Genomic DNA, 20,393 nt, shown 5'->3' on the forward strand with positions numbered 1-20,393 from the left:
AAGAGGGCGGTTTTTCATATCCGTAAGGTTGGTGCGATGCAGATCCGCGACGCTTTCACATTCGACGACGTTCTTCTCGAACCCGCGCATTCCCAGGTGCTGCCGGCTCAGGCCAATACGGCCACACGGCTGACCAGCCGCATCAACCTCCATATCCCCCTGCTCTCCTCGGCCATGGACACGGTCACCGAGGCCAAGATGGCGATCTGCATGGCGCAGAACGGCGGCATGGGCGTCATCCACAAGAACCTCGATATCGCCAGACAGGCCGAAGAAGTCCGCCGCGTGAAGCGGTTCGAGAGCGGCATGGTCGTCAACCCGCTTACCATCCACCCCGACGAGACCCTGGCCGATGCCTTCAGGCTGATGGAAGCGCATTCGATTTCCGGCATTCCAGTGGTCGAGCGCAACACCGGCAAGCTCGCCGGCATCCTCACCAACCGCGACGTGCGCTTTGCCACCAAGATGGATGAATCCGTCGCCAATCTCATGACCAAGGATGAGCTGATCACCGTGAAACCCGGGGTCAGCAGCGACGAGGCCCGCAAGCTCCTCCATCAATACCGCATCGAAAAGCTGCTGGTCGTGGACGAGAATTACCGCTGCATCGGCCTTATTACCGTCAAGGACATGGAAAAGTCCCAGGCCTATCCCCATGCCAGCAAGGACGAGAACGGGCGTCTGCGCGTCGCCGCCGCGACGGGTGTCGGCGAGGACGGCATCCGCCGCGCCGAAGCGCTGCTCGAGGCAGGTGTCGATGTCGTCGTTGTCGATACCGCCCATGGCCATTCCGCTGGCGTGCTGTCAGCCGTCAGCGCGGTGAAGCGTCTTTCGAACGGCGCCCAGGTCATCGCCGGCAACGTAGCGACGGCCGACGGCGCCCAGGCGCTCATCGATGCCGGTGCGGATGCCATCAAGATCGGCATCGGCCCGGGCTCGATCTGCACCACGCGCATTGTCGCCGGCGTCGGCGTGCCGCAGCTCACCGCCATTTCCGATGCGGCCGAGCGCGCACATAAATCCGGCATCCCCATCATCGCCGATGGCGGCATCAAATATTCGGGCGATGTCGCGAAGGCGATCGCCGCCGGTGCCGATTGCTGCATGGTGGGCTCGCTCCTCGCCGGTACCGACGAGGCGCCGGGCGAGGTGTTCCTGCTCAACGGTCGCTCCTACAAATCCTATCGCGGCATGGGCTCGCTGGGCGCCATGGCACGGGGCTCCGCCGACCGCTATTTCCAGGAAGAAGTCTCGGACAATCTGAAGCTGGTGCCGGAAGGCATCGAAGGCCGCGTCGCCTATAAGGGTCCGGCCGGCACGGTGATCCATCAGCTGGTCGGCGGTCTGAAAGCCTCGATGGGCTATACCGGCAACGCCACGATCCCCGACATGCAGACCAAATGCCGTTTCGTGCGCATCACCAATGCGGGCCTCCAGGAAAGCCACGTCCACGACGTGCAGATCACCCGCGAGGCGCCGAACTACCGGCAGAATATGTAAGCAAGGCCTCGCTCTTACTTGATTCGTCATGGTCGGCGAAGGCCGACCATCCACGAGTTTGACCGAAACTTATGAACAAAACTCGTGGATCCTCGGCCTTCGCCGAGGATGACGGTGTTGTTAGGATCTGGACCCATGACTCCCGGCGCGCGCCTTCAGGCGGCCATTGATCTTTTGACCGACATGCATACCGGCACGGCGCCTGCCGACCGGTCTGCGGCGGCCTTCTTCCGCAACCGCCGCTATATCGGCGGCTCGGACCGGCGCGCGATCCTCGACCATGCCTATGCGGTCCTGCGCCAGATGGCCAAGCTCGATTGGTGGATCGGCGAATTCGTCTCGGAACAAGGCCTGCCGCATCTCGAGCGCGCGCGCATCATTGCCAAGCTGATCCTCATCGACGGTTGGACGGCGGACAAGGTCGCCGGCAGCTTCGATGGCGGCGATTACCGGCCCAAGCAGATGAACCGCACCGAACGATCCTTCGCCCTCTCGCTGGAAGGGGCCGACATCCGCAATGGCGCGCAGCCGAAATGGGTGCGCTTCGAATATCCCGAATGGATCGAGAAGAGCCTCGTCAAGCGCTTCGGCCCCGGCTACGAGCAGGAAATGGCGGCGCAGATCGACGAAGCCGCGACCGACATTCGTGCCAATGCCTTGAAGGCGACGCGCGAGGAAGCTATCGCCGCATTGGCGGCTGAAAATGTGACGGCGACGGCAACGCATCTCTCGCCGCTGGGCTTGCGTCTCGACGGCCGCCCGCCGATGGGCGCCTTGAAATGTTTCCAGGACGGCCTCATCGAGGTGCAGGACGAAGGTTCGCAGCTGGCGGCCTTGCTGGTGGATGCGAGGCCCGGCCAACGCGTGGTCGATTTCTGTGCTGGTGCCGGCGGCAAGACGCTGGCCATCGCCGCCGCCATGAAGAACAAGGGCAAGATCGTCGCCTGCGATACGCTCAAAGGCCGCGTCGAGCGCGCCGGCGATCGGTTGAAGCGCGCTGGCGTCTTCAATGTCGAGCGGCGCGGGCTGGAGAGCGAGCGTGACCCTTGGGTGAAGCGCCATGCAGGGAGCTTCGACCGCGTGCTGGTCGATGCGCCCTGTTCCGGCACCGGCACCTGGCGCCGCAACCCGGACGCCAAATGGAACCTGCAGCCCGACGATCTGCCGCGCCTGGCCAAATTGCAGGCAAGCATTCTGGATTCAGCCCAGCGCCTGGTGAAGCCGGGCGGGCGCCTCGTCTACGCGACCTGCTCGCTGCTGGCGGAAGAGAATGATCACCAGATCGATGCATTCCTTGCGAGCCATCCCGATTTCGAGCGCTTGCCCATCGCCGATGTGTGGCGTGACGTCATCGGCACCGATTGCCCGGCCGACGGCCCGACACTATCGCTCACCCCCATGCGTCATGGCACCGACGGCTTCTTCGTCGCGGTGATGACGCGCAAGGCTTCAGGCGGTGCGGCGCAGACGGAAGAGCCGGCCGTCGAGCAGGAGTAGGCCGAAGCCGATCAGCGCCATGCCGATAAGGTGATGGCGCGAGAGTTCCTCGCCAAGGAAAAGGACGCTGAGCATCAATGCGCTGGGTGGAATGAGCAGCGTCACCAAAGAGAGATTGGTCGACCCGGCACGCTTCAGGATGCGGAAGAAGATCACATAGGCCAGGGCCGTCGAGAACAGCGCCAAGGCGAGAATGGCGGCCATCGGCGGCCAGCCCGGCAGCGACAGGTCCCAGGGACGATCGCGAAACAGCACCGGCAACAGCAGCAGCACCGACGACCCGGTGAGCTGGCCGCTCGCCACCACCAGCGGTGGCCGGTCACGGAAGCGCCGACCAAAGACGCCGGCAAAGCCGTAGGAGAAAGCCGCCCCCAGCACGGCCATCTCGGCCCAGAAATGCCCACCAAAACCGGCCACGACATCGCTGCCGATCATCACGGCGACGCCGACCATGCCGGCCAGCACGCCAGCAACTTTCAGCGGCCCCGCGCGCTCATCCGCCGTGAAGACATGCGCCACGATCACCGTAAAGAGCGGTGTCGTCGCGTTGAGAATCGAAGCGAGGCCGGCGCCGATCTCCTTCTGCCCCCAGAAGATGAGGCTGAACGGGATCGCGTTGTTGAGCAGACCCATGATCAGCGCGTCGCGCCAGAAACCGACATCGCGCGGTGCCGCGATCTGCAGGGCCAGCCGCACCAGATGCAAAGCAAGGGCCGCCAGCACGACACGGCACAAAGCGACAGTCAGCGGCGGCACGGCGCCGACGGCGATCTTGGCGCAGATGAACCCACCGCCCCAGATCAACGAAAGAAGGATCAACAGCGCCCAATCCTGGGCCGCCATGCGGGGCGCGGTCATGATCGGTCTCTCCCTCGTGATGACGGTCAGCTATGCCCGACCGAGGGAGAACGCGCTATCCGGGAATTGCTTATGAGAGCCGTCAGTTCTTGCACCGCCCCTGACCCCCGGCGGTGACCTGGTGACGTTGCTAGTGGACTTGGGAAATTCGCCCCAAGAGATCGCTCGCCTCTGCATCAGTCATTCCCCTCGCAGACACGCTAGGGTCGATGCAGGAGAAGCCAGAAACTTGGTGGCGAAATCTGTCGCCGTCACCGCCGCCATATCGTGAGAATGCAATGCAGCGCGTGTCCCAAAACGGGTCGATCTTCAACGCCCCCTGAAACTTCCAAACCTGGTAGCCGCTCACCGGTAGCGGCGCGGACCAGGCCGATGTTCCAGTGAACATGCCGATGGCGCCGACAAAGTCCTTGATGTCTGAGCGAACAATCTCTGCGTCGAGACTCTCGACATGATAAAGCGTCGTAATGAACATAGAACTCGCCGCTCTCGCATTGATCATTTCGAGTCGGCCTTTGACCGATTTCAGTTGCCAGCAATCGGCACCTTGGGCGGAAAGCGTACCACCCGGATCAAACTGGATCGCCAGGCGGGCGCAATCCGCTTTCTCCCATTCCTGAGCGATCCCGCTCCTCGGCAGAGCAGAAACAAACAGCAAGGCAAACAGCGTCATAAGTGTGTTGCGCATGCCACGTGGTGTGTTCGCACGAGAGCATCGCAAAACAGTGTGCACAGGTCCCTCCGGGGTTAGTGTCAGGCCGCGCGCGCTTGCCGCCGTGCCTTCACCAGTTCCGCCCAGCGGCCGCCGACGACGCGGCAGAACTCATTGGCATCGCGGGCATGGGTCTTGAACTCACTCCGCGCGCGGTCGATGGCGCGTCTGCCCTCTTCCTCGCCCAGCTTCCCGATGATGACGTGGTTGAAATCCTCGATCCAGCTCGTGGCGTGGTCGAGGGAGACCTCGAAATGGCATTGGAAGCCATAGGTCGTGTCGCCATAGCGGAATGCCTGGTTCGCGGTGGTGGCGCCCGTCATCAGGCGCACGGCACCTTCGGGCAGACCGAAGGTGTCTTCATGCCATTGCATGATGTGATGGCGCGTGCCGATGCCGGCCAGCAGCGGATCGCTTTTCCCCTCTGCCGTGATGTCGATCGGCAGATAGCCGTATTCGAAGAAGTCGTTGACCCGCACCTTGGCCCCGAAGCTGCGGGCCAGCAACTGGCCACCCAGGCACAGCCCCAGCAGCGGCTTGCCTTCGTCATGGAAGGCCTGCAACAGCGCGCAGGTCGGCACGAAGGCCGGGTAGTCCTTGTCGTTATGGGCATGCTGTGGCCCACCCAGGATCACGGCACCATCATAGCCCGCCGGCGTTTCCGGCAGATCCACGCCATGATGTGGCTGCACCGTCACCAATTCCGCGCCGTTGGCCCTGAGATGTTCGCCCAGCAGCGAGACATGGGAGGTCGGTTCATTCTGGATCACCAGGACGCGCATGCGGCAGGAACTCCTCTTGGCCAAATCATGGAGCGGATCATGCGGTCTCGCAGGACCTGTGACAAGCGAAGGGCAATGCGCCACGCGCATGACGGCCCCGCCCATGCAGCACGTTCAGGCGGCGTACTTAATGCTGCAGATGCGCACCCGGGAAGAGGCGCCGCGCCAGCCCGCCGATGCGGCCGAAGATGACTGAGGCGAGATAGACCAGTCCGGCCACCAGCACGATGGCTGGTCCGGGCGGCAGATCGGCATGGTAGGAGCCAAGCAGGCCGACAACGCCCGCGACCAGCGCGATGCCGCTTGAAAGCGCGATCATGCCGGCGACCGATCCCGCCCAGAAACGCGCGGCGGCAGCGGGCAGGATCATGAGGCCCACGGCCATCAAGGTGCCGAGCGCCTGGATGGCCGCCACCAGGTTGACGGCGATGAGGACAAGGAAGGCCATATGCGCGGCGGCACCCCGCCCGCCCACGGCGCGCAGGAACATGGGGTCGAAGCATTCAACGACCAGCGTGCGGTAGATGACGGCAAAGACGACCAGCGACAGCACCGCGACCACCACGACCAGGACCAGCGCATCGCCACCGATCGACAGCAGCGAGCCGAACAGGATGTGCAGCAGATCCCGTGTGTTGCCGCGCAAGGAAACGATCAGCACGCCGCTTGCGAGAGAGACGAGATAGAGTGCCGCGAGACTGGTGTCTTCCTTCAGCGCGGTGAGACGCGCGATGGCGCCGGAAAGCAGCGCCACGGCCAGGCAAGCCACCAGCCCGCCGACACTCATTGCCCAGAGATCCAGCCCGAACAGGAAGAAGCCGATGGCGACGCCTGGCAAAATGGCATGGGCCAGCGCGTCGCCCATCAGGCTCATGCGGCGCAACTGCAGGAAGACGCCCAAAGGCCCGGCCACCAGCGACACGGCAATGACCGCCACCAGCGCGCGGCGCATGAAGGCGAAGTCGACAAACGGCGTCAGGAGAAGTTCGGTCAGCATGGTCGGCGTCAGGCGGCGCAGATTTCGGCCGGCATCACCCAGCTTTCGGCGGCGATGCGTGCCTTAGCCAGATTGTCGGGGCTCAACACGGCCGGCGTCTCGCCCCAAGCCACCGGCTCCCGCGCCAGCAACAGGCAATGCGGAAAGTGCCGGCGCACGAAGTCGAGGTCATGAAGTGCTGCGATCACCGTGCGGCCGTCGCGGTGCCAGCTCTCGATGAGCGCCATCAGATCGGCGATGGTGCGCTGGTCGACAGCATTGAACGGCTCATCGAGCAGGATGAGCGCCGCGTCGGCAGCGATCAGCCGCGCAAACAGCACACGCTGAAACTGCCCGACCGAAAGGCTGGCAATCGGCCGCGCATCGAAACCGGCGAGCCCCACTTGGGCGAGTGCCGCCGAGGAGGCCGCGCGCATCGCTGGCGTCAGCCGGCCAAAGGCGCCGATCTTGCGCCAATGACCGAGATCGACCACCTCGCGCACCGACATGGGGAAACTGCGATCCACATCCGTCACCTGCGGCAGGAAAGCCAGCTTGTCGCGCGCCGCAATCGAGATTTCGCCGCCGTTCAAGGGCAGCAGACCGACGATGGCTTTCAGCAGGGTGCTCTTGCCGGCGCCATTGGGGCCGACCAGGGCGGTGAGGCTGCCCTTGGCGAAACTGCCGCTCAAATGATGGATCGCCGGATGCCGCTGATAGGCGACGGTGACGTTTTCCAGGCGGATGGCTGGATCGACACTTTGGGGTCCATGGAAATGAACCCCATGCTCATGGGCCTGGATATGGTCCATCAGGCCAGCGCCCAGCGCAGCAGGATGAGCAGGGCGACACCAAGTCCCGCCGCCACCGCCAACCGCCCCGCCATGCTCATGCCGAATGCCATGATCGCTCCCGAAATCGCTCTCGCCGGATCGTTATAACATAACGCAACAATGGGACCAGCGGACTCATAGGGGGGGGGTGAATCTTTAACACAAAAAACGTCTCTCTAGATGTTTCACGTGAAACATTTCAGGAACGCATCTGCGCCAAGATGGTATCGTGGCGCCGCCGCAAACGGCGGCACTGCCTAATATCTGAGCAAAGAGCGCGGCCGGCTCTGCCTTTCTGCAAAGAATCCAAGGGGCGGAACATGGCACAGCCCTTGCTGTTTTATCTCCAACCGCTGGCGGCCCAAACGTCCGGCCGGAAACAGATTACCCCGGGGGACTTCGTATGCCTTTTGACGAGATGCGGCTGAAAGACGGCTCGGTCCGCGCGCCCTATCTCGAGGTGGCGAAATGGCTGGAGGGTGTCACCTCCGCCCAGCTGGAACGCCGCCGCGCCGAGGCGGAGCTCTTTTACCGCCGCGGCGGCATCACCTTCGCCGTTTATGGCGACGCCCAGGGCGAAGAGCGCATCATCCCCTATGACATCATCCCGCGCATCCTCGCCGCCCAGGAATGGGCCAAGCTCAAGGCCGGGCTCGAGCAGCGCATCAAGGCCTTGAACGCCTATCTCGCCGACATCTACGGGTCGCGCGAAATCCTGAAAGCCGGGATTGTCCCTGCCGATCTGGTCTGGCGCAATCCCGCCTACCGCCCCGAGATGGCGGGGCTCACGGTGCCGCACGGAATCTACATCCATATCGCCGGCATCGACATCGTGCGTGTCGATGGCGACGATTTCTATGTGCTGGAAGACAATGCGCGGACACCTTCCGGCGTTTCCTACATGCTGGGTGGGCGCGAGATTTCGATCCGCCTGATGCCGGAGCTGTACGGCGCCCACCGCGTCGCTCCGGTCGAAAACTATCCCAATGAACTCCTCGCTACCCTGCAATCGGCCGCACCACGCAACGCGACCAAGGATGTGACGGCGGTGCTGCTGACCCCTGGCCAATTCAATTCGGCCTATTACGAACACTCGTTCCTCGCCGACAAGATGGGGATCGAACTGGTCGAAGGCTCCGACCTCTTTGTGCGCGACAGCGTCGTCTTCATGCGCACGACCGAAGGACCGAAGCGGGTCGACATCATCTATCGCCGGCTCGACGACGCCTTCATCGATCCGCTGGTCTTCGATCCGCATTCCATGCTGGGCGTTCCTGGCCTCTTTGCGGCCTATGCCGCCGGCAACGTGACGCTCGCCAATGCCGTCGGCACCGGCGCCGTTGACGACAAGGTCGTCTATTCCTACGTCCCCGACATGGTGCGCTTCTATCTGGGCGAAGAACCGCTGTTGAAGAACGTGCCGACCTGGCGCTGCCGCGATCCCGAAGACCTCGCCTATGTCCTCGACCATCTCTCTGAATTGGTGGTGAAGGAGGTGCATGGCTCTGGCGGCTACGGCATGCTGGTGGGGCCGCACGCAACCGGTGCCGACATCGCCCTCTTCCGCGACAAATTGAAGGCCGATCCCACCAACTACGTGGCACAGCCCACGCTGGCACTGTCGACCTGCCCGTCCTTTGTGGAGATGGGGATAGCGCCGCGCCATGTCGATCTCAGGCCCTTCATTCTGACCGGTGCCGATGGCATCCGCATCGTACCCGGCGGCCTCACGCGCGTTGCCTTGCGGGCTGGGTCACTGGTGGTGAATTCCAGCCAGGGCGGCGGCACAAAAGATACCTGGGTCGTGGAGAGCTGACATGTTGAGCCGCACTGCCGATTCGCTCTTCTGGTTGTCGCGTTACGTGGAACGCGCCGATTACCTGGCCCGTGTTCTCGAAGCCGCCGCACGCCTCTCCGCCTTGCCCAAGGCCTATGGCAGTGGCACCAACGAATGGGAAAGCGCTGTGGCCACGGCCAGCTGCACCGACCTCTTTCACCAATTCTACGAAACGCCGGACGCAGCCAATGTCATCCACTTCCTGGCCTTCTCTGACGACAACCCCTCGTCGATCAAATCGTGCCTGGAAGTCGCCCGCACCAACGCCCGCGCTGTGCGCACCGCGATCACAACGGAAATGTGGCAAACGATCAACGGCGCCTGGCTGGAACTGCCGCAGATGGCGGCAAAGGCCACCGACCCCGACAGCCTGATGGATTTCCTCGACTGGGTGAAGGAAATCTCGCTGCGCTTCGATGGATCTGGCTATCGGACGATGCTGCGCAACGACGCCTACTGGTTCGCGCGCCTCGGCATCTTCATCGAGCGGGCCGACAACACCGCGCGTATCCTCGACGTCAAATACCACGTCCTGCTGCCCGAACATGCGGCGGTGGGCGGCGGTATCGACTATTCGCAATGGGCCGCCATCCTGCGCGCGGTCTCCGCCCTCACCTCCTATCACTGGGTCTATCGACAGGGGCTGCAGCCCTGGCTCATTGCCGATCTTCTCATCCTCAACCAGCAGATGCCGCGATCGCTGGCGTCCTGCTATGGCGCCATCGCCGCCAATCTCGAACGGCTCTCCAGCGCCTATGGAAGGCACGGGGAATCGCAACGTCTCGCCCGGTCGATCCTGGTGCAGCTGGAGAACAACCGCATCGAACAGATTTTCCAATCCGGCCTTCATGAATTCGTCACCGGTTTCATCGCCAACAACAATCGCTTGGGCGGCGCCGTCGCGGCGCAATACCTGAGCTAGAAGGGACGAAATGCTGATCCATGTTCGCCACCGTACGCGCTATACCTACGATCGTCCGGTACAGTCGATGATCCAGGCCCTGCGCCTCAGCCCACGCAATCACGAAGGGCAATATGTGCGGCGCTGGCAGATCGATCTCGACCAGGACGGCACGTTGCGGCCGGGCGAGGATTCCTTCGGCAACGTCCTTCATATGCTCTCCCTCGACGGCCCCTTGTCGAGCCTTTGCATCACCGTCGAGGGCGAGGTCGAGATGCTGGACACCAACGGCATCGTGCGCGGCGCCCTCGAAAAATTTCCAGCCGAACTCTATTTGCGCGAGACGCCGCTGACCCAGGCCGACGCAGCCATTGTCGAGTTCGCGGAAGGCATCGCCGGCAAGGCCGGCAGCAACAAGCTGAAAATCCTGCACGGGCTTCTGGGCGCCATCCATGCCGACATCGTTTTCGACACCCAGCAGACGGACACCGCCACCACGGCCGCCGACGCCTTCCGCATGAAGCAAGGTGTCTGCCAGGACCTCAGCCACGTCTTCATCGCCGCCGCGCGGCATCTCGGCATCCCAGCGCGCTATGTGGGGGGCTATCTGATGCGCTCGGATGACAACATCCATCAGGAAGCCGGCCACGCCTGGTGCGAGGCTTATATCGAAGGTCTCGGCTGGGTGGGCTTCGATCCCGCCAACGGCATCTGCCCGACGGAAGCCCATATCCGGGTCGCGGCCGGCCTCGACTATCTCGGCGCCTCACCCATCCGCGGGGCGAGGCTGGGGGGCCTCGCCGAACGCATGGAGGTGCAGGTGACGGTCGCAGATTCCTATCCCCAGGAGCTCGCGCAGCAACTGCATTGGGCCAAACCGATCGATGCCATCCAGCAGGCCAGCCAACAGTTCCAGGCCTAGTTCGAGCTGCCGCCGGAATCGCCACCGCTGCCGGAATCGCTGGTGCAGGAATCACTACCAGTGTCATAGCCGGGCTGATTGTCCTCGACGACACAGGCGTTGTCGTCATGCGTCACTTCATTCGCTCTGTTGTCAGAGCCTTGAGCGTCGCTGCCATAGCTGTTCCAACTCGCATAAGTATTGGTATCAGAATAAACCGGCACGTACGTGCTATCATCCACCCGCCGACGCCGACGGCGGGCACTATTCCCAGTCCGGCGTCGCGCGTCGAAAACTGCCGATAGGAAGATCGCAGCAACACCGAGACCAATGGCAACTGAGGCAAACATGTAAGAACTCTCCGGTGTCTTTACCTTGGAAGCCGAGTGAATTCTAACGTCTTTGCAACCGTGGGTCGATCAAATTGAATGGGCGCCGCCGATTGGCAGGGCGCAGCAGCGGCGGTATAAGGGAACCTGCCCCGGGAGGGCGCCTTTGAGTCTCGACAAAGACAACGACCCGAACCAAAACATGACCTATTGCGTTGGATTAAAGCTGCGCGGCGGCTTGGTGATGATCTGCGATACCCGGACCAATGCCGGGATCGACAATATTTCGTGCTTTCGCAAGCTGCATCTCTTCGGCGTTCCAGGCGAACGTTCGATGGCACTGGCATCTTCGGGCAATCTCTCCGTCACCCAATCGGTCATCAGCCTGCTGACCGAAGGGCTGCCAGACCCGGATTCCGACGAAAAGCGCACCCTCCTCAACGTGCCGTCGATGTTCAAGGCAGCGCAATTGGTGGGCGAGGCCGTGCGCGAGGTCTATCGCACCGACGGTCCCAGCCTGGAACAGCATCAGGCCGGTTTCGACGTCTCGCTGTTGCTGGGCGGCCAGATCAAGGGGCGGCGCATGCGCCTCTTCATGCTCTATTCCGCCGGCAACTTCATCGAGGCAACCGGCGACACGCCCTATCTGCAGATCGGCGAGCACAAATATGGCAAGCCGATTCTGGACCGTGCCGTCACCTATGAGACGGATCTCTATGAAGGGTTGAAGCTGGGGTTGCTGTCGATGGATTCGACCATGCGCTCGAACCTTGCCGTAGGCTTGCCGCTCGATATCATGGTTCAGCCGATCGACGCCTGTGCACCGGAACTGGTGCATCGCATCCATCACGGCGATCACTATTTCGAGGAGCTGAGCCGCAAATGGTCGGAAGCCCTGCGCGCCAGCCACCAGGCGATCGCGCAGCCGCCTTACAAGGGCGTCACCGGTGCGGCAGCCATCGCCGGTGCCGTCGGCACGAGCAAACTCGCCAAGGCCACAAAGGCCAAGCAGAAGGCGAAAAAGAAGTAGATGGATATCGCGGCCTTCCAACAGGCCGCCCTGGCGCTGCTGGGGCCCAAGGGCTTCATCACGGCGGCAGACGATCTCGCCCCGCATCTCACCGATTGGCGCAAGCTTTATCATGGCAAGGCCTGCGGGCTGGCCCTCCCCGCCAGTACGGACGAGGCTGCGGCACTGATCAAATTGACAGCGCAATACAATGTTCCGGTCGTACCGCAGGGCGGCAATACCGGCCTCTCGGGTGCTGCGACCCCGGATCAGAGCGGGCAGACGCTCATCGTCAACATGAAGCGCATGAACAGTATCCGCGCGCTCGATACCGCCAATGACACGATCATCGTCGAGGCGGGCTGCATCCTGCAGCAGATCCAGGAAGCAGCGGCGGCGGCTGACCGCTTCTTCCCCTTGAGCCTCACCGCCGAAGGCTCGTGCCAGATCGGGGGCAACCTCGCGACCAATGCCGGCGGCATCAACGTGCTGAAATACGGCAATGCCCGCGCCCTCACCCTGGGGTTGGAAGTGGTTCTGCCGGACGGATCGGTGCTGGATGCCCTCACCACCCTGCACAAGGACAATACCGGTTACGACCTCAAACAGCTTTTCATCGGCGCGGAAGGCACACTGGGCCTCATCACCGCCGCGTCCTTGAAGCTCTTTCCGGCCTTCCGGGCACGCGCCACGGCCTTTGCCGGGTTGGCTTCGCTCGAGGCCGCCATTCCGGTGCTGGCGCGGCTGCGGGCCGCCACCGCGGACCAGTTGGTGAGTTTCGAATTGCTGCCGCGTTTCGGCCTCGACCTCGCGCAGAAGAATTTCAACCTGCGCCAGCCTTTGGACATCGCACCCGATTGGGTATTGCTGATCGAGGCGGCGACACCCTCGGCCGATTTCGACATCGCCCTCGCTTTGGAACGGGCATTGGGCGAGGCGTTGGAGGCAGACGAGATCGTCGACGGGTTGATGGCGGAATCCGACGCCCAACGCCAGGCGCTGTGGGGCTTGCGTGAGGGCATCGTCAACGCCCAGCCCAAGGAAGGCGCCAGCATCAAGCACGATATCGCCGTGCCGGTCGCCAGCATCCCGGCCTTCGTGACGGAAGCCAGTGCCGCACTGGCGAGAGACTTCCCCACGGCGCGCCTGCTCTGCTTCGGCCATGTCGGCGACGGCAATTTGCATTTCAACCTGCTGCAGCCCAAAGGCGGCGATCCAGCAGCATTCTTGGGGCTAGCCCCAGCGATCAACCGCCTGGTCCACGATCATGTTGCAGCGCATAAGGGCTCGATCAGCGCCGAACACGGCATCGGCCAATTGCGCCGGGGCGAACTTCAGCGCCTGAAAAGCCCGGTGGCGCTGGGCGTGATGCGGGCGCTCAAAGCCGCCCTCGACCCGGACGGGCGTTTTAACCCTGGTAAGGTTCTTTAACCTCTCCCAGAGGTATAGAGCCGATGTCGTCGATCGATGTCTGAAAGTGCGGACTCACCGGCGTGACCGCTTCTGGCACCGCGAACTCTTTGGCAAGAAATCGCCGTTGCGCCTCATTTAGGCAGCGAAAGAGCGTGCTCGCGCGTGACTTAGGTGAAAGATGGCGCACGTAAACCCTGGGATTTAGCGAATGCCATTCGCCGAACGTATTCTTGCCCGGAACGCAAAAGGTGACCCGGTATTCCGACGGCCCGGTCTCCTGCTCGACCTCCTCAATAGCCAGTGACGAAATACGAGCCCACGCAATTTCCTCGTCACCCAGCCATAGAGAATCATGGGCGATGATCAAACTGCGATCGGCGTCCTTGCCTCGTTTGACATAGAGAGTCACGCCAATACCGGAAATGAGGGTAGCGATGACGAAAATCGGAATGCCAGCCCTTTCAGAGAATTGCCATACAATCGCGACACTCATGAACATCATGACAGTGGCAACGCCGGCGAAAAGAAGAAGAGCGCTTTGCTCAGCAGCCTCGGCATTGTGAAGGGGCAGCAGCAGAACCGGTAACGGCAGCAGCCGGTCAGGTGGCATTAACTGGTCGTCCGGGGCAGATAGCATATCGGCAGGAAGCCCTTGGAAGAATTCGTTAACCAAGCCTATCCTATATTTTAAAGCTCGTTAAGCTAGGAACACTCGGTCAGGGGACGTCCATGAGTGCCTATGAAGCGCCGCTGAAGGAAATCCTGTTCACGCTGGAAGAGATCGCGGGTCTCCCTGAGATCGCGACACTGCCGGGTTATGAGGAAGCAGCGCCCGAAACCGTGGCGGCGATTTTTGAGGCGGCTGGCGTCTTTGCCGGCGAGATTTTGGCGCCCATCAACAAAAACGGCGACAAGGGCTGCGTCTTCAAGGACGGCCAAGTCACGACACCCGCCGGCTATCGCGACGCCTATCAGCGTTTCGTCGCCGATGGCTGGAACGCGGTCGGCTTCGACCCGGCCTATGGCGGCCAAGGCATGCCCTGGGCCATCGTCACGGCACTGCAGGAGATCTGGAACGGCGGCAGTGTTGCCTTTGCCGCCTGCCCGATGCTGACCCAAGCCGCGGTCGAGGCGCTCTATCACCACGGCACCGAGGCGCAGAAGCAGAAATATCTGCCCAAACTGGTGAGCGGCGAGTGGACCGGCACGATGAATTTGACCGAGCCGCAGGCCGGTACCGATCTTGGCGCTATTCGCACGCGCGCGGAAGACGACGGCAAGGGCGGGTATCTGCTCAAAGGCCAGAAGATCTTCATCACCCATGGCGAGCATGATTTCGTGCCCAACATCATCCACATGGTGCTGGCGCGCCATCCGGGTGGGCCGGCCGGGCATAAGGGCCTGTCGCTCTATGTGGCGCCGAAGTTCCTGGTGAATGATGACGGAACGCTTGGCGCACGCAACGACGTGACATGCGTGTCCATCGAACACAAATTGGGCCTGCATGGATCGCCCACCTGCGTCATGGCCTATGGCGAGAAGGGCGGCGCGCAGGCCGAACTCGTCGGCGAAGCGTTGCAGGGCCTGCCGCATATGTTCACCATGATGAACAACGCGCGCCTTACCGTCGGCGTGCAGGGCATCGGCATCGCCGAGCGCGCGACGCAACATGCCGCGGCCTATGCGCGGGCGCGCGTGCAATCCGCCGTGGTCGGCGCACCGGCGGGAAGCAGTCTTCCTATCCTGTATCATGCCGACGTGCGGCGGAACCTCGCCACCATGCGGGCGCTGACGCAAGGGTCGCGGGCGCTGGCGCTGTTCACCGCAGGCGCCCTCGACCGCGCCAAGAACCATCCCGACAAGCAGATCGCCGCGCAGAACCAGGCGCTGGTCGATCTCATGATCCCGATCGTCAAGGCGTGGAGCACCGACAACGGCATCCGCACCTCGTCGCTCGGCGTCCAGGTTCATGGCGGCGCCGGCTTCATCGAGGAGACGGGGGCGGCACAGCATTATCGCGACGCCCGCATCTTTGCGATCTATGAAGGGACCAACGGCATCCAGGCGATCGACTTGGTCGGGCGCAAGATCCAGCGTGACGACGGCCGCACGATGCGGGGGCTGATCGACCACATGACTGTCGATCTTGCAGGGTTCGGTGTCCAGGGCGACGACTTGCCGGCGCTCCATGACCGGCTGATGCCGGCCGTCCAGCGCTTAGGTTCCGGTACCGATTACATCCTGATGGCAGGGAAGAAAGACCCCAATCTGGGCCTGGCCGTGGCGCAGCCTTATCTTAATCTCTGCGGCACAATCATTGCCGGCTGGCTGCTGGCCAAAGAAGCCCTTGCCGCTGCCAAGCGCCTTGCCGCCGGCGATGGCGACGCCGCCTTCCTCAAAGGGCGGATCGCGATGGCCCGCTTTTATGCCGATAACATCCTGGCCGAAAGCGCCGGACATCTGGCGCAAATCCATGGTGGTGCCGAGAGCCTGCTGCGGATCGACCCGGAGAGTTTGTGACTCCTTCGTCATCCCCGGGCTTGACCCGGGGATCCACTGGTGCAGTTGAGAGAGTGGATGCCTGGGTCAAGCCCGGGCATGACGGCATTTTTTGATCGTCTTATTTCCCCAACACCAGCACGTCGGCCGGCGAGAAGGTCACGACAGCGGCGGTACCGCGTTCGGGGGGTGTCACGCCTGGATTGTTGAAGGTGTCGAGCGAGAGGAGATCGGTGCCGATACGCACCTTGATGCGGACGACGGACCCCAGAAAGGCCACGTCCTCGATCGCACCAGTGAGACGGTTGCGCGTCGCTAGGTCCGCGGTGTTCATTGTGGCACCCTGGCCGCCGAAGCCTTCCAGCGTCGCCACTTCGGGCCGAAGGGCGATGGCGCAGTCGGCCCCTGCGGCGGCACTGCCAAGGCCGCGGCCGACACTCACGCGCTGGCCAGCGATGTCGACCGTGCCGGCATCGACGACCTTGCCATTAAGCACGCTCAAAGTGCCGACGAAATTGGCGACGAAGCGGGTCGTGGGATGATTATAGATATCGAACGGCACGCCGACCTGGTCGACCCGGCCCTCATTCATGACCACGACCCGGTCCGACATGGAAAGCGCTTCTTCCTGGTCATGGGTCACATAGATGGTGGTGATGCCCAGTTTCCGCTGCAGCGAGCGAATTTCCTCGCGCAGCGAGACGCGGATCTTGGCATCGAGTGCCGACAAAGGCTCGTCGAGCAACAGCACCTGCGGCTTCACCGCAATGGCGCGTGCCAAGGCGACGCGCTGCTGCTGGCCGCCGGAAAGCTGATAGGGATAGCGTTCGGCAAGATGCGGCAGCTTGATGATGTTCAGCATCTCGTCGACGCGCGGTCCGATATCGGCCGCCTGCCACTTCGCGACCTTGAGGCCGAAGGCAACGTTCTGCGCCACCGTCATGTTGGGGAAGAGGGCATAGGATTGGAACACCATGCCGACATTGCGCTGGTTGGGTCTGAGATGCGTGATGTCCTTGCCTTCGATCGTGATCGAACCCGAACTCGGCAATTCAAACCCGGCGACCATGCGCAATGTCGTGGTCTTGCCGCAGCCGGACGGCCCAAGGAACGAGACGAATTCGCCCCGCTCGATGGCAAGGTCGAAATGCTGCACGACCACGTTCTGGGCGAAGGATTTGCGAACTTCCTTCAGTTCAAGAAACGCCATGACTCTACCTCTGTTCAAAACATGCTGGTGATCCGGGCGACCGGATCAGCCCGCATGCTTGGTCTGTTTCGCGCGGCCGAAGACATTGATCAGGCCCATGCATGCCCAGGTGAGCACGAAGGCCATGACCGCCAGGGCCGATGGTTCATAGGCGCGGTTGGCGCCGACAAGCTGCAGATAGGGACCGAAAGCCGGCCGATTGAGCAGGCTCGCCATGGTGAATTCGCCGATGACGATGGCAAAGGTGAGGAACGCGCCGGATAGGATGGCGCTGCGCACATTCGGCAGGATCACCTTGAAGAGGATCGTCGTCCAGCCGGCACCAAGATTTTCGGCAGCCTCGGTCAGCGTGCGCACATCAATGGCCCGCAGACCCGTATCGACGGCGCGGTACATGTAAGGGAGCGCCAGTGTCACATAGGAGAGTGCCAGCAGCAGATCGGTCGACCACACCTGCGCCGTCAAGGGAAGGATGGACGAGCTGTTGTAGAGCCGAAGATAACCGAAGACGATGACGATGGCCGGGATGACCAGCGGCAGCAGGGTGATGAATTCGATCACCGGGCGCAGCTTGCGCAGGCGCAGCTGCACCCAATAGGCCGTCGGTACGACGATGAGGACGCCAATGACGATTGTGGCCAGGGCCATACCGCAGGAATAGAGGAAGGAATCCTGGAAGGCCGTATCGGCAAAGACCGAGCGATAGGCGTCAAAGCTGTATTCGCCGCGACGCATGCGCAAGCTGAACTCAAAGGTGCCGATCAACGGCACCACGAAATAGAGCGTGCCGATGACAAGGGCGATCCAGGAACCGAGACGGGATTGTTTCATCGTGAGGACCTTTCCCGCCGCGTCATCGCAACCATCTTTCGCTGCGACCGCGCAGCCAGATATAGGCGCCGTTGGTGCAGCCGGTGATGAAGATCATGCCAAGCGCCAGGGCATAGCCGAGATTGGGGTTGTGCAGCACGTCACCGCGGATCTGCGCATAGAGCAGGATGGTGATGATGTTGAGCGAGCTGCCGGTCAGCGCATAGGCCGTGGCGATGGCACCAAAGGCGTTGGCGAACAGCAGCAAAGTGCAGCCCAGGATGCTGGGCCACAGGATCGGGAAGGCGACATGCACCCAGTATTGGAAGACGCTGGCGCCCAGGATCTCCGACGCTTCGCGCCATTCGCGCTTCAGCCCGTCCAGGGCCGGCGTCAGGATGAGGACCATCAGCGGAATCTGGAAATAGAGATAGGTGAGCGTCAGGCCCCAGAAGGAGAGCAGGTTGAAGCCGGTCGCATAGATGTTGAAGCCGAAGAATTTCACCAGAATCACGGTCACCAGGCCGGTGCGCCCCAAGGTTGCGAGAAAGGCGAAAGCAAGCGGCAGGCCGGCGAAATTGGAGGCAACACCTGAAAAGGTCATCAATGTCGGGCGGATCCAGCCGGGCAGGCCACCGAGAACAACGGCATAGGCAAGACCGAAACCGATGAGCGCGCCGACGATGGCAGAAGCGCCGCTCACCTTGATGCTGATCCAATAGGCACTCATGATCGAGGGCTGGAACAGATCGAAGATATTCTGCAGCGTGAAATTGCCGTCCGGATCCTGGAAACCGCCGATGATGAGATAGAGCGTCGGCAGAATGAGGAACATGAGGGCGAAGACCAGGAAGGGGGCGACCCCCACCCAGGCCCAGGCGGCCTGCATGAATTGAAGGCGCGCGACGCCGGCCGGCGCGGGCGGATTGCTGTTCTGCTGCGACATCTTCCCCAAGATCCAACGGCCGAATACCTGGCGCGCACCGCACGCCCCTCGATCCGGCCTCTACTTAAACGAAAACCGCGCCAGCACCGGGCATGCCCGAATGCTGGCGCGGCTCATCTTACCCCGCGCAGTGTTACTGCACGTTGGCGCCGACCACCTCGTCCCACTTCTTGGTGATCACTTCCTTGGCCGCACCCTGCTCCTCGAGCGTCGGGAAATAGGCCTTCGCGTAGGCATCAGCCGGCGGCAGCTTGTCGAGCATTTCCTGCGGCACCTTGCCATTGGCCACCAGATCGTTGAAGCGGATCGGGTGGCAGTAGCCCTTCAGCCAGCCGAGCTGACCTTCGTCGGAATAAAGGTATTCCATCCACAGCTTGGCGGCATTCGGGTGCGGTGCATAGGCGCTGATCGCCTGCACGTAAACGCCCGCCAGAACGGTGCTGGTCGGCACGACGACTTCCACCGGCGGGTTGCCCTTCAAGGTGTCGCGATCGGCCAGCGCCAGGTAATCCCAGCGGATGATGATCGGGGTCGACCCCTGCGCGAGGCTCGCGGCCTTGCCGATCACCGGCACGAAATTGCCGGCCTTGTTGAGGTCGGCAAAGAACTTCAGGCCAGCTTCGCCGGCTTCGGCGCCAGCCTTGGCGCCGGTGGACATGCCGGCACCGTGGACGCCGATGATGGCGGCGTTCGAGGCGCGCGGGTCACCGGCAAGCGCCACGGAGTTGGCGTATTCCGGCTTCTGCAGATCGGCCCAATCCTTGGGCACGTTCTTGACGATATCGGTGTTCACTTCGAAGGAGAGCACACCGTAGTAATCGCCATACCAATAGCCGTCCGCATCCTTGGCACTCTCCGGGATCGAATCCCAGGTCGCGACCTTGTACGGCTGAATGAGGCCCTCGGCCTTCGAAGACGGACCAAAGGCAAGACCGACGTCGATCACGTCCGGCGCCTGCGGGCCCTTGTTGTCCTTGTTCGCCTTGATGGCTTCGATCTCGTCGCCCGAACCCGCATCCGGGTTGAGCTCGTTGACTTTGAGGCCGTACTTCGCCTTGAAGCCTTCGATGAGGTCGCCATAGCCGCACCAGTCATGCGGCAGCGCGATCGTGGTGAGTTCGCCTTCGGCCTTGGCGGCCTTCACTAGGTCTTCCATCGAATCGGCAGCGGCGAAGCTGGTCATCAGCGCGGTCGTCGACATCAACGTCGCGAGCGAGAGCGCAACGGAGCGCGTAACGAATTTCATAGGTACCTCCCAAAGGTCCGGTAAGAGTGATCTACCAAGCAGGCTTATTGTTGTGGTGTCATGCAAACTTCACTTGACAGTGTTTCACATTGATCACGCCACCTTCGTTTGTCAAGGCGACCCGAAAGTGAAAC

Annotated in this window: 19 protein-coding genes; 8 read left to right on the forward strand and 11 right to left on the reverse strand. The window is 62.4% G+C overall.

Features of this window, described 5'->3' with window-relative positions:
- The first annotated feature begins 36 nt into the window (after positions 1 to 36).
- Positions 37 to 1,500 (forward strand): IMP dehydrogenase, encoded by a 1,464-nt coding sequence (gene guaB / locus SMD31_RS18010; RefSeq protein ID WP_320502312.1) that lies wholly within the window; start codon positions 37 to 39, stop codon positions 1,498 to 1,500.
- Between the two features lie 135 nt (positions 1,501 to 1,635).
- Positions 1,636 to 2,997: an RsmB/NOP family class I SAM-dependent RNA methyltransferase gene (locus SMD31_RS18015; protein ID WP_320502313.1), complete on the forward strand. Its 1,362-nt coding sequence runs from the start codon at positions 1,636 to 1,638 to the stop codon at positions 2,995 to 2,997.
- Here the strand turns inward: SMD31_RS18015 and SMD31_RS18020 are convergent.
- The 5 genes from SMD31_RS18020 to SMD31_RS18040 form a co-directional block, all read right to left on the reverse strand.
- Positions 2,950 to 3,855 carry a DMT family transporter gene (locus SMD31_RS18020; RefSeq protein WP_320502314.1) on the reverse strand — a complete coding sequence of 302 codons (906 nt, stop codon included), beginning with the start codon at positions 3,853 to 3,855 and terminating at the stop codon, positions 2,950 to 2,952. The genes SMD31_RS18015 and SMD31_RS18020 overlap by 48 nt on opposite strands.
- Positions 3,856 to 3,985: 130 nt before the next feature.
- Positions 3,986 to 4,528, reverse strand: a complete 543-nt coding sequence (locus SMD31_RS18025) for a hypothetical protein (protein WP_320502315.1) — start codon at positions 4,526 to 4,528, stop codon at positions 3,986 to 3,988.
- A gap of 80 nt (positions 4,529 to 4,608) precedes the next feature.
- A complete protein-coding gene (locus SMD31_RS18030; protein WP_320502316.1) occupies positions 4,609 to 5,349 on the reverse strand; it encodes a type 1 glutamine amidotransferase in 741 nt (246 codons plus the stop codon).
- A 127-nt stretch (positions 5,350 to 5,476) separates the two neighbouring features.
- The gene (locus SMD31_RS18035) at positions 5,477 to 6,346 is read right to left on the reverse strand and encodes a metal ABC transporter permease (RefSeq protein WP_320502317.1); all 870 of its coding nucleotides are present in this window, start codon (positions 6,344 to 6,346) and stop codon (positions 5,477 to 5,479) included.
- A gap of 8 nt (positions 6,347 to 6,354) precedes the next feature.
- Positions 6,355 to 7,137 carry a metal ABC transporter ATP-binding protein gene (locus SMD31_RS18040; protein ID WP_320502318.1) on the reverse strand — a complete coding sequence of 261 codons (783 nt, stop codon included), beginning with the start codon at positions 7,135 to 7,137 and terminating at the stop codon, positions 6,355 to 6,357.
- A gap of 424 nt (positions 7,138 to 7,561) precedes the next feature.
- Here SMD31_RS18040 and SMD31_RS18045 point away from each other — a divergent pair, with 424 nt between their 5' ends.
- Genes SMD31_RS18045 through SMD31_RS18055 form a run of 3 tightly spaced genes read left to right on the forward strand, consistent with a single transcriptional unit; the run spans position 7,562 to position 10,818 of the window.
- Positions 7,562 to 8,974, forward strand: a complete 1,413-nt coding sequence (locus SMD31_RS18045; protein ID WP_320502319.1) for a circularly permuted type 2 ATP-grasp protein — start codon at positions 7,562 to 7,564, stop codon at positions 8,972 to 8,974.
- Between the two features lies 1 nt (position 8,975).
- Positions 8,976 to 9,917 carry an alpha-E domain-containing protein gene (locus tag SMD31_RS18050; RefSeq protein ID WP_320502320.1) on the forward strand — a complete coding sequence of 314 codons (942 nt, stop codon included), beginning with the start codon at positions 8,976 to 8,978 and terminating at the stop codon, positions 9,915 to 9,917.
- Positions 9,918 to 9,927: 10 nt separating this feature from the next.
- The gene (locus SMD31_RS18055; protein WP_320502321.1) at positions 9,928 to 10,818 is read left to right on the forward strand and encodes a transglutaminase family protein; all 891 of its coding nucleotides are present in this window, start codon (positions 9,928 to 9,930) and stop codon (positions 10,816 to 10,818) included.
- Here the strand turns inward: SMD31_RS18055 and SMD31_RS18060 are convergent.
- Entirely contained in the window at positions 10,815 to 11,021 is a 207-nt protein-coding gene (locus SMD31_RS18060; RefSeq protein ID WP_320502322.1) for a hypothetical protein, read from the reverse strand. The genes SMD31_RS18055 and SMD31_RS18060 overlap by 4 nt on opposite strands.
- A gap of 271 nt (positions 11,022 to 11,292) precedes the next feature.
- On the opposite strand from SMD31_RS18060, the gene SMD31_RS18065 reads away from it, so the two are divergent.
- Both SMD31_RS18065 and SMD31_RS18070 read left to right on the forward strand, forming a co-directional pair.
- A complete protein-coding gene (locus SMD31_RS18065) occupies positions 11,293 to 12,156 on the forward strand; it encodes a peptidase (protein WP_320502323.1) in 864 nt (287 codons plus the stop codon).
- Positions 12,157 to 13,566, forward strand: a complete 1,410-nt coding sequence (locus tag SMD31_RS18070; protein ID WP_320502324.1) for an FAD-binding oxidoreductase — start codon at positions 12,157 to 12,159, stop codon at positions 13,564 to 13,566. It begins immediately after the preceding gene.
- Here the strand turns inward: SMD31_RS18070 and SMD31_RS18075 are convergent.
- Positions 13,544 to 14,221, reverse strand: coding sequence for a hypothetical protein (locus SMD31_RS18075; RefSeq protein WP_320502325.1), 678 nt, complete (start codon positions 14,219 to 14,221; stop codon positions 13,544 to 13,546). The genes SMD31_RS18070 and SMD31_RS18075 overlap by 23 nt on opposite strands.
- Positions 14,222 to 14,277: 56 nt before the next feature.
- Between SMD31_RS18075 and SMD31_RS18080 the strand changes: the two genes are divergently transcribed.
- Positions 14,278 to 16,068: an acyl-CoA dehydrogenase gene (locus SMD31_RS18080; RefSeq protein WP_320502326.1), complete on the forward strand. Its 1,791-nt coding sequence runs from the start codon at positions 14,278 to 14,280 to the stop codon at positions 16,066 to 16,068.
- Positions 16,069 to 16,168: 100 nt separating this feature from the next.
- Here the strand turns inward: SMD31_RS18080 and SMD31_RS18085 are convergent, their stop codons facing one another.
- The 4 genes from SMD31_RS18085 to SMD31_RS18100 all read right to left on the reverse strand — a co-directional run bounded on the left by SMD31_RS18085 (position 16,169) and on the right by SMD31_RS18100 (position 20,259).
- Positions 16,169 to 17,257, reverse strand: a complete 1,089-nt coding sequence (locus tag SMD31_RS18085; RefSeq protein ID WP_320502327.1) for an ABC transporter ATP-binding protein — start codon at positions 17,255 to 17,257, stop codon at positions 16,169 to 16,171.
- 45 nt (positions 17,258 to 17,302) lie between these two features.
- Entirely contained in the window at positions 17,303 to 18,088 is a 786-nt protein-coding gene (locus SMD31_RS18090; RefSeq protein ID WP_320502328.1) for an ABC transporter permease, read from the reverse strand.
- Positions 18,089 to 18,110: 22 nt separating this feature from the next.
- The gene (locus SMD31_RS18095) at positions 18,111 to 19,013 is read right to left on the reverse strand and encodes an ABC transporter permease (RefSeq protein ID WP_320502329.1); all 903 of its coding nucleotides are present in this window, start codon (positions 19,011 to 19,013) and stop codon (positions 18,111 to 18,113) included.
- A 133-nt stretch (positions 19,014 to 19,146) separates the two neighbouring features.
- Positions 19,147 to 20,259 carry an ABC transporter substrate-binding protein gene (locus tag SMD31_RS18100; protein ID WP_320502330.1) on the reverse strand — a complete coding sequence of 371 codons (1,113 nt, stop codon included), beginning with the start codon at positions 20,257 to 20,259 and terminating at the stop codon, positions 19,147 to 19,149.
- Between the last annotated feature and the right edge of the window lie 134 nt (positions 20,260 to 20,393).

It is taken from the genome of Dongia rigui, from assembly GCF_034044635.1.
Classification (GTDB): Bacteria; Pseudomonadota; Alphaproteobacteria; order Dongiales; family Dongiaceae; genus Dongia; species Dongia rigui.

Excerpts from the sequence above, each read along its gene's own strand:
- SMD31_RS18015 (WP_320502313.1), top strand. The coding sequence starts at position 1,636 with ATGACTCCCGGCGCGCGCCTTCAGGCGGCCATTGATCTTTTGACCGAC.
- SMD31_RS18035 (WP_320502317.1), bottom strand. The coding sequence starts at position 6,346 with ATGCTGACCGAACTTCTCCTGACGCCGTTTGTCGACTTCGCCTTCATG.
- SMD31_RS18050 (WP_320502320.1), top strand. The coding sequence starts at position 8,976 with ATGTTGAGCCGCACTGCCGATTCGCTCTTCTGGTTGTCGCGTTACGTG.
- SMD31_RS18090 (WP_320502328.1), bottom strand. The coding sequence starts at position 18,088 with ATGAAACAATCCCGTCTCGGTTCCTGGATCGCCCTTGTCATCGGCACG.
- SMD31_RS18085 (WP_320502327.1), bottom strand. The coding sequence starts at position 17,257 with ATGGCGTTTCTTGAACTGAAGGAAGTTCGCAAATCCTTCGCCCAGAAC.
- SMD31_RS18020 (WP_320502314.1), bottom strand. The coding sequence starts at position 3,855 with ATGACCGCGCCCCGCATGGCGGCCCAGGATTGGGCGCTGTTGATCCTT.
- SMD31_RS18040 (WP_320502318.1), bottom strand. The coding sequence starts at position 7,137 with ATGGACCATATCCAGGCCCATGAGCATGGGGTTCATTTCCATGGACCC.
- SMD31_RS18055 (WP_320502321.1), top strand. The coding sequence starts at position 9,928 with ATGCTGATCCATGTTCGCCACCGTACGCGCTATACCTACGATCGTCCG.
- SMD31_RS18095 (WP_320502329.1), bottom strand. The coding sequence starts at position 19,013 with ATGTCGCAGCAGAACAGCAATCCGCCCGCGCCGGCCGGCGTCGCGCGC.
- SMD31_RS18070 (WP_320502324.1), top strand. The coding sequence starts at position 12,157 with ATGGATATCGCGGCCTTCCAACAGGCCGCCCTGGCGCTGCTGGGGCCC.
- SMD31_RS18100 (WP_320502330.1), bottom strand. The coding sequence starts at position 20,259 with ATGAAATTCGTTACGCGCTCCGTTGCGCTCTCGCTCGCGACGTTGATG.
- guaB (WP_320502312.1), top strand. The coding sequence starts at position 37 with ATGCAGATCCGCGACGCTTTCACATTCGACGACGTTCTTCTCGAACCC.
- SMD31_RS18080 (WP_320502326.1), top strand. The coding sequence starts at position 14,278 with ATGAGTGCCTATGAAGCGCCGCTGAAGGAAATCCTGTTCACGCTGGAA.
- SMD31_RS18030 (WP_320502316.1), bottom strand. The coding sequence starts at position 5,349 with ATGCGCGTCCTGGTGATCCAGAATGAACCGACCTCCCATGTCTCGCTG.
- SMD31_RS18045 (WP_320502319.1), top strand. The coding sequence starts at position 7,562 with ATGCCTTTTGACGAGATGCGGCTGAAAGACGGCTCGGTCCGCGCGCCC.
- SMD31_RS18025 (WP_320502315.1), bottom strand. The coding sequence starts at position 4,528 with ATGACGCTGTTTGCCTTGCTGTTTGTTTCTGCTCTGCCGAGGAGCGGG.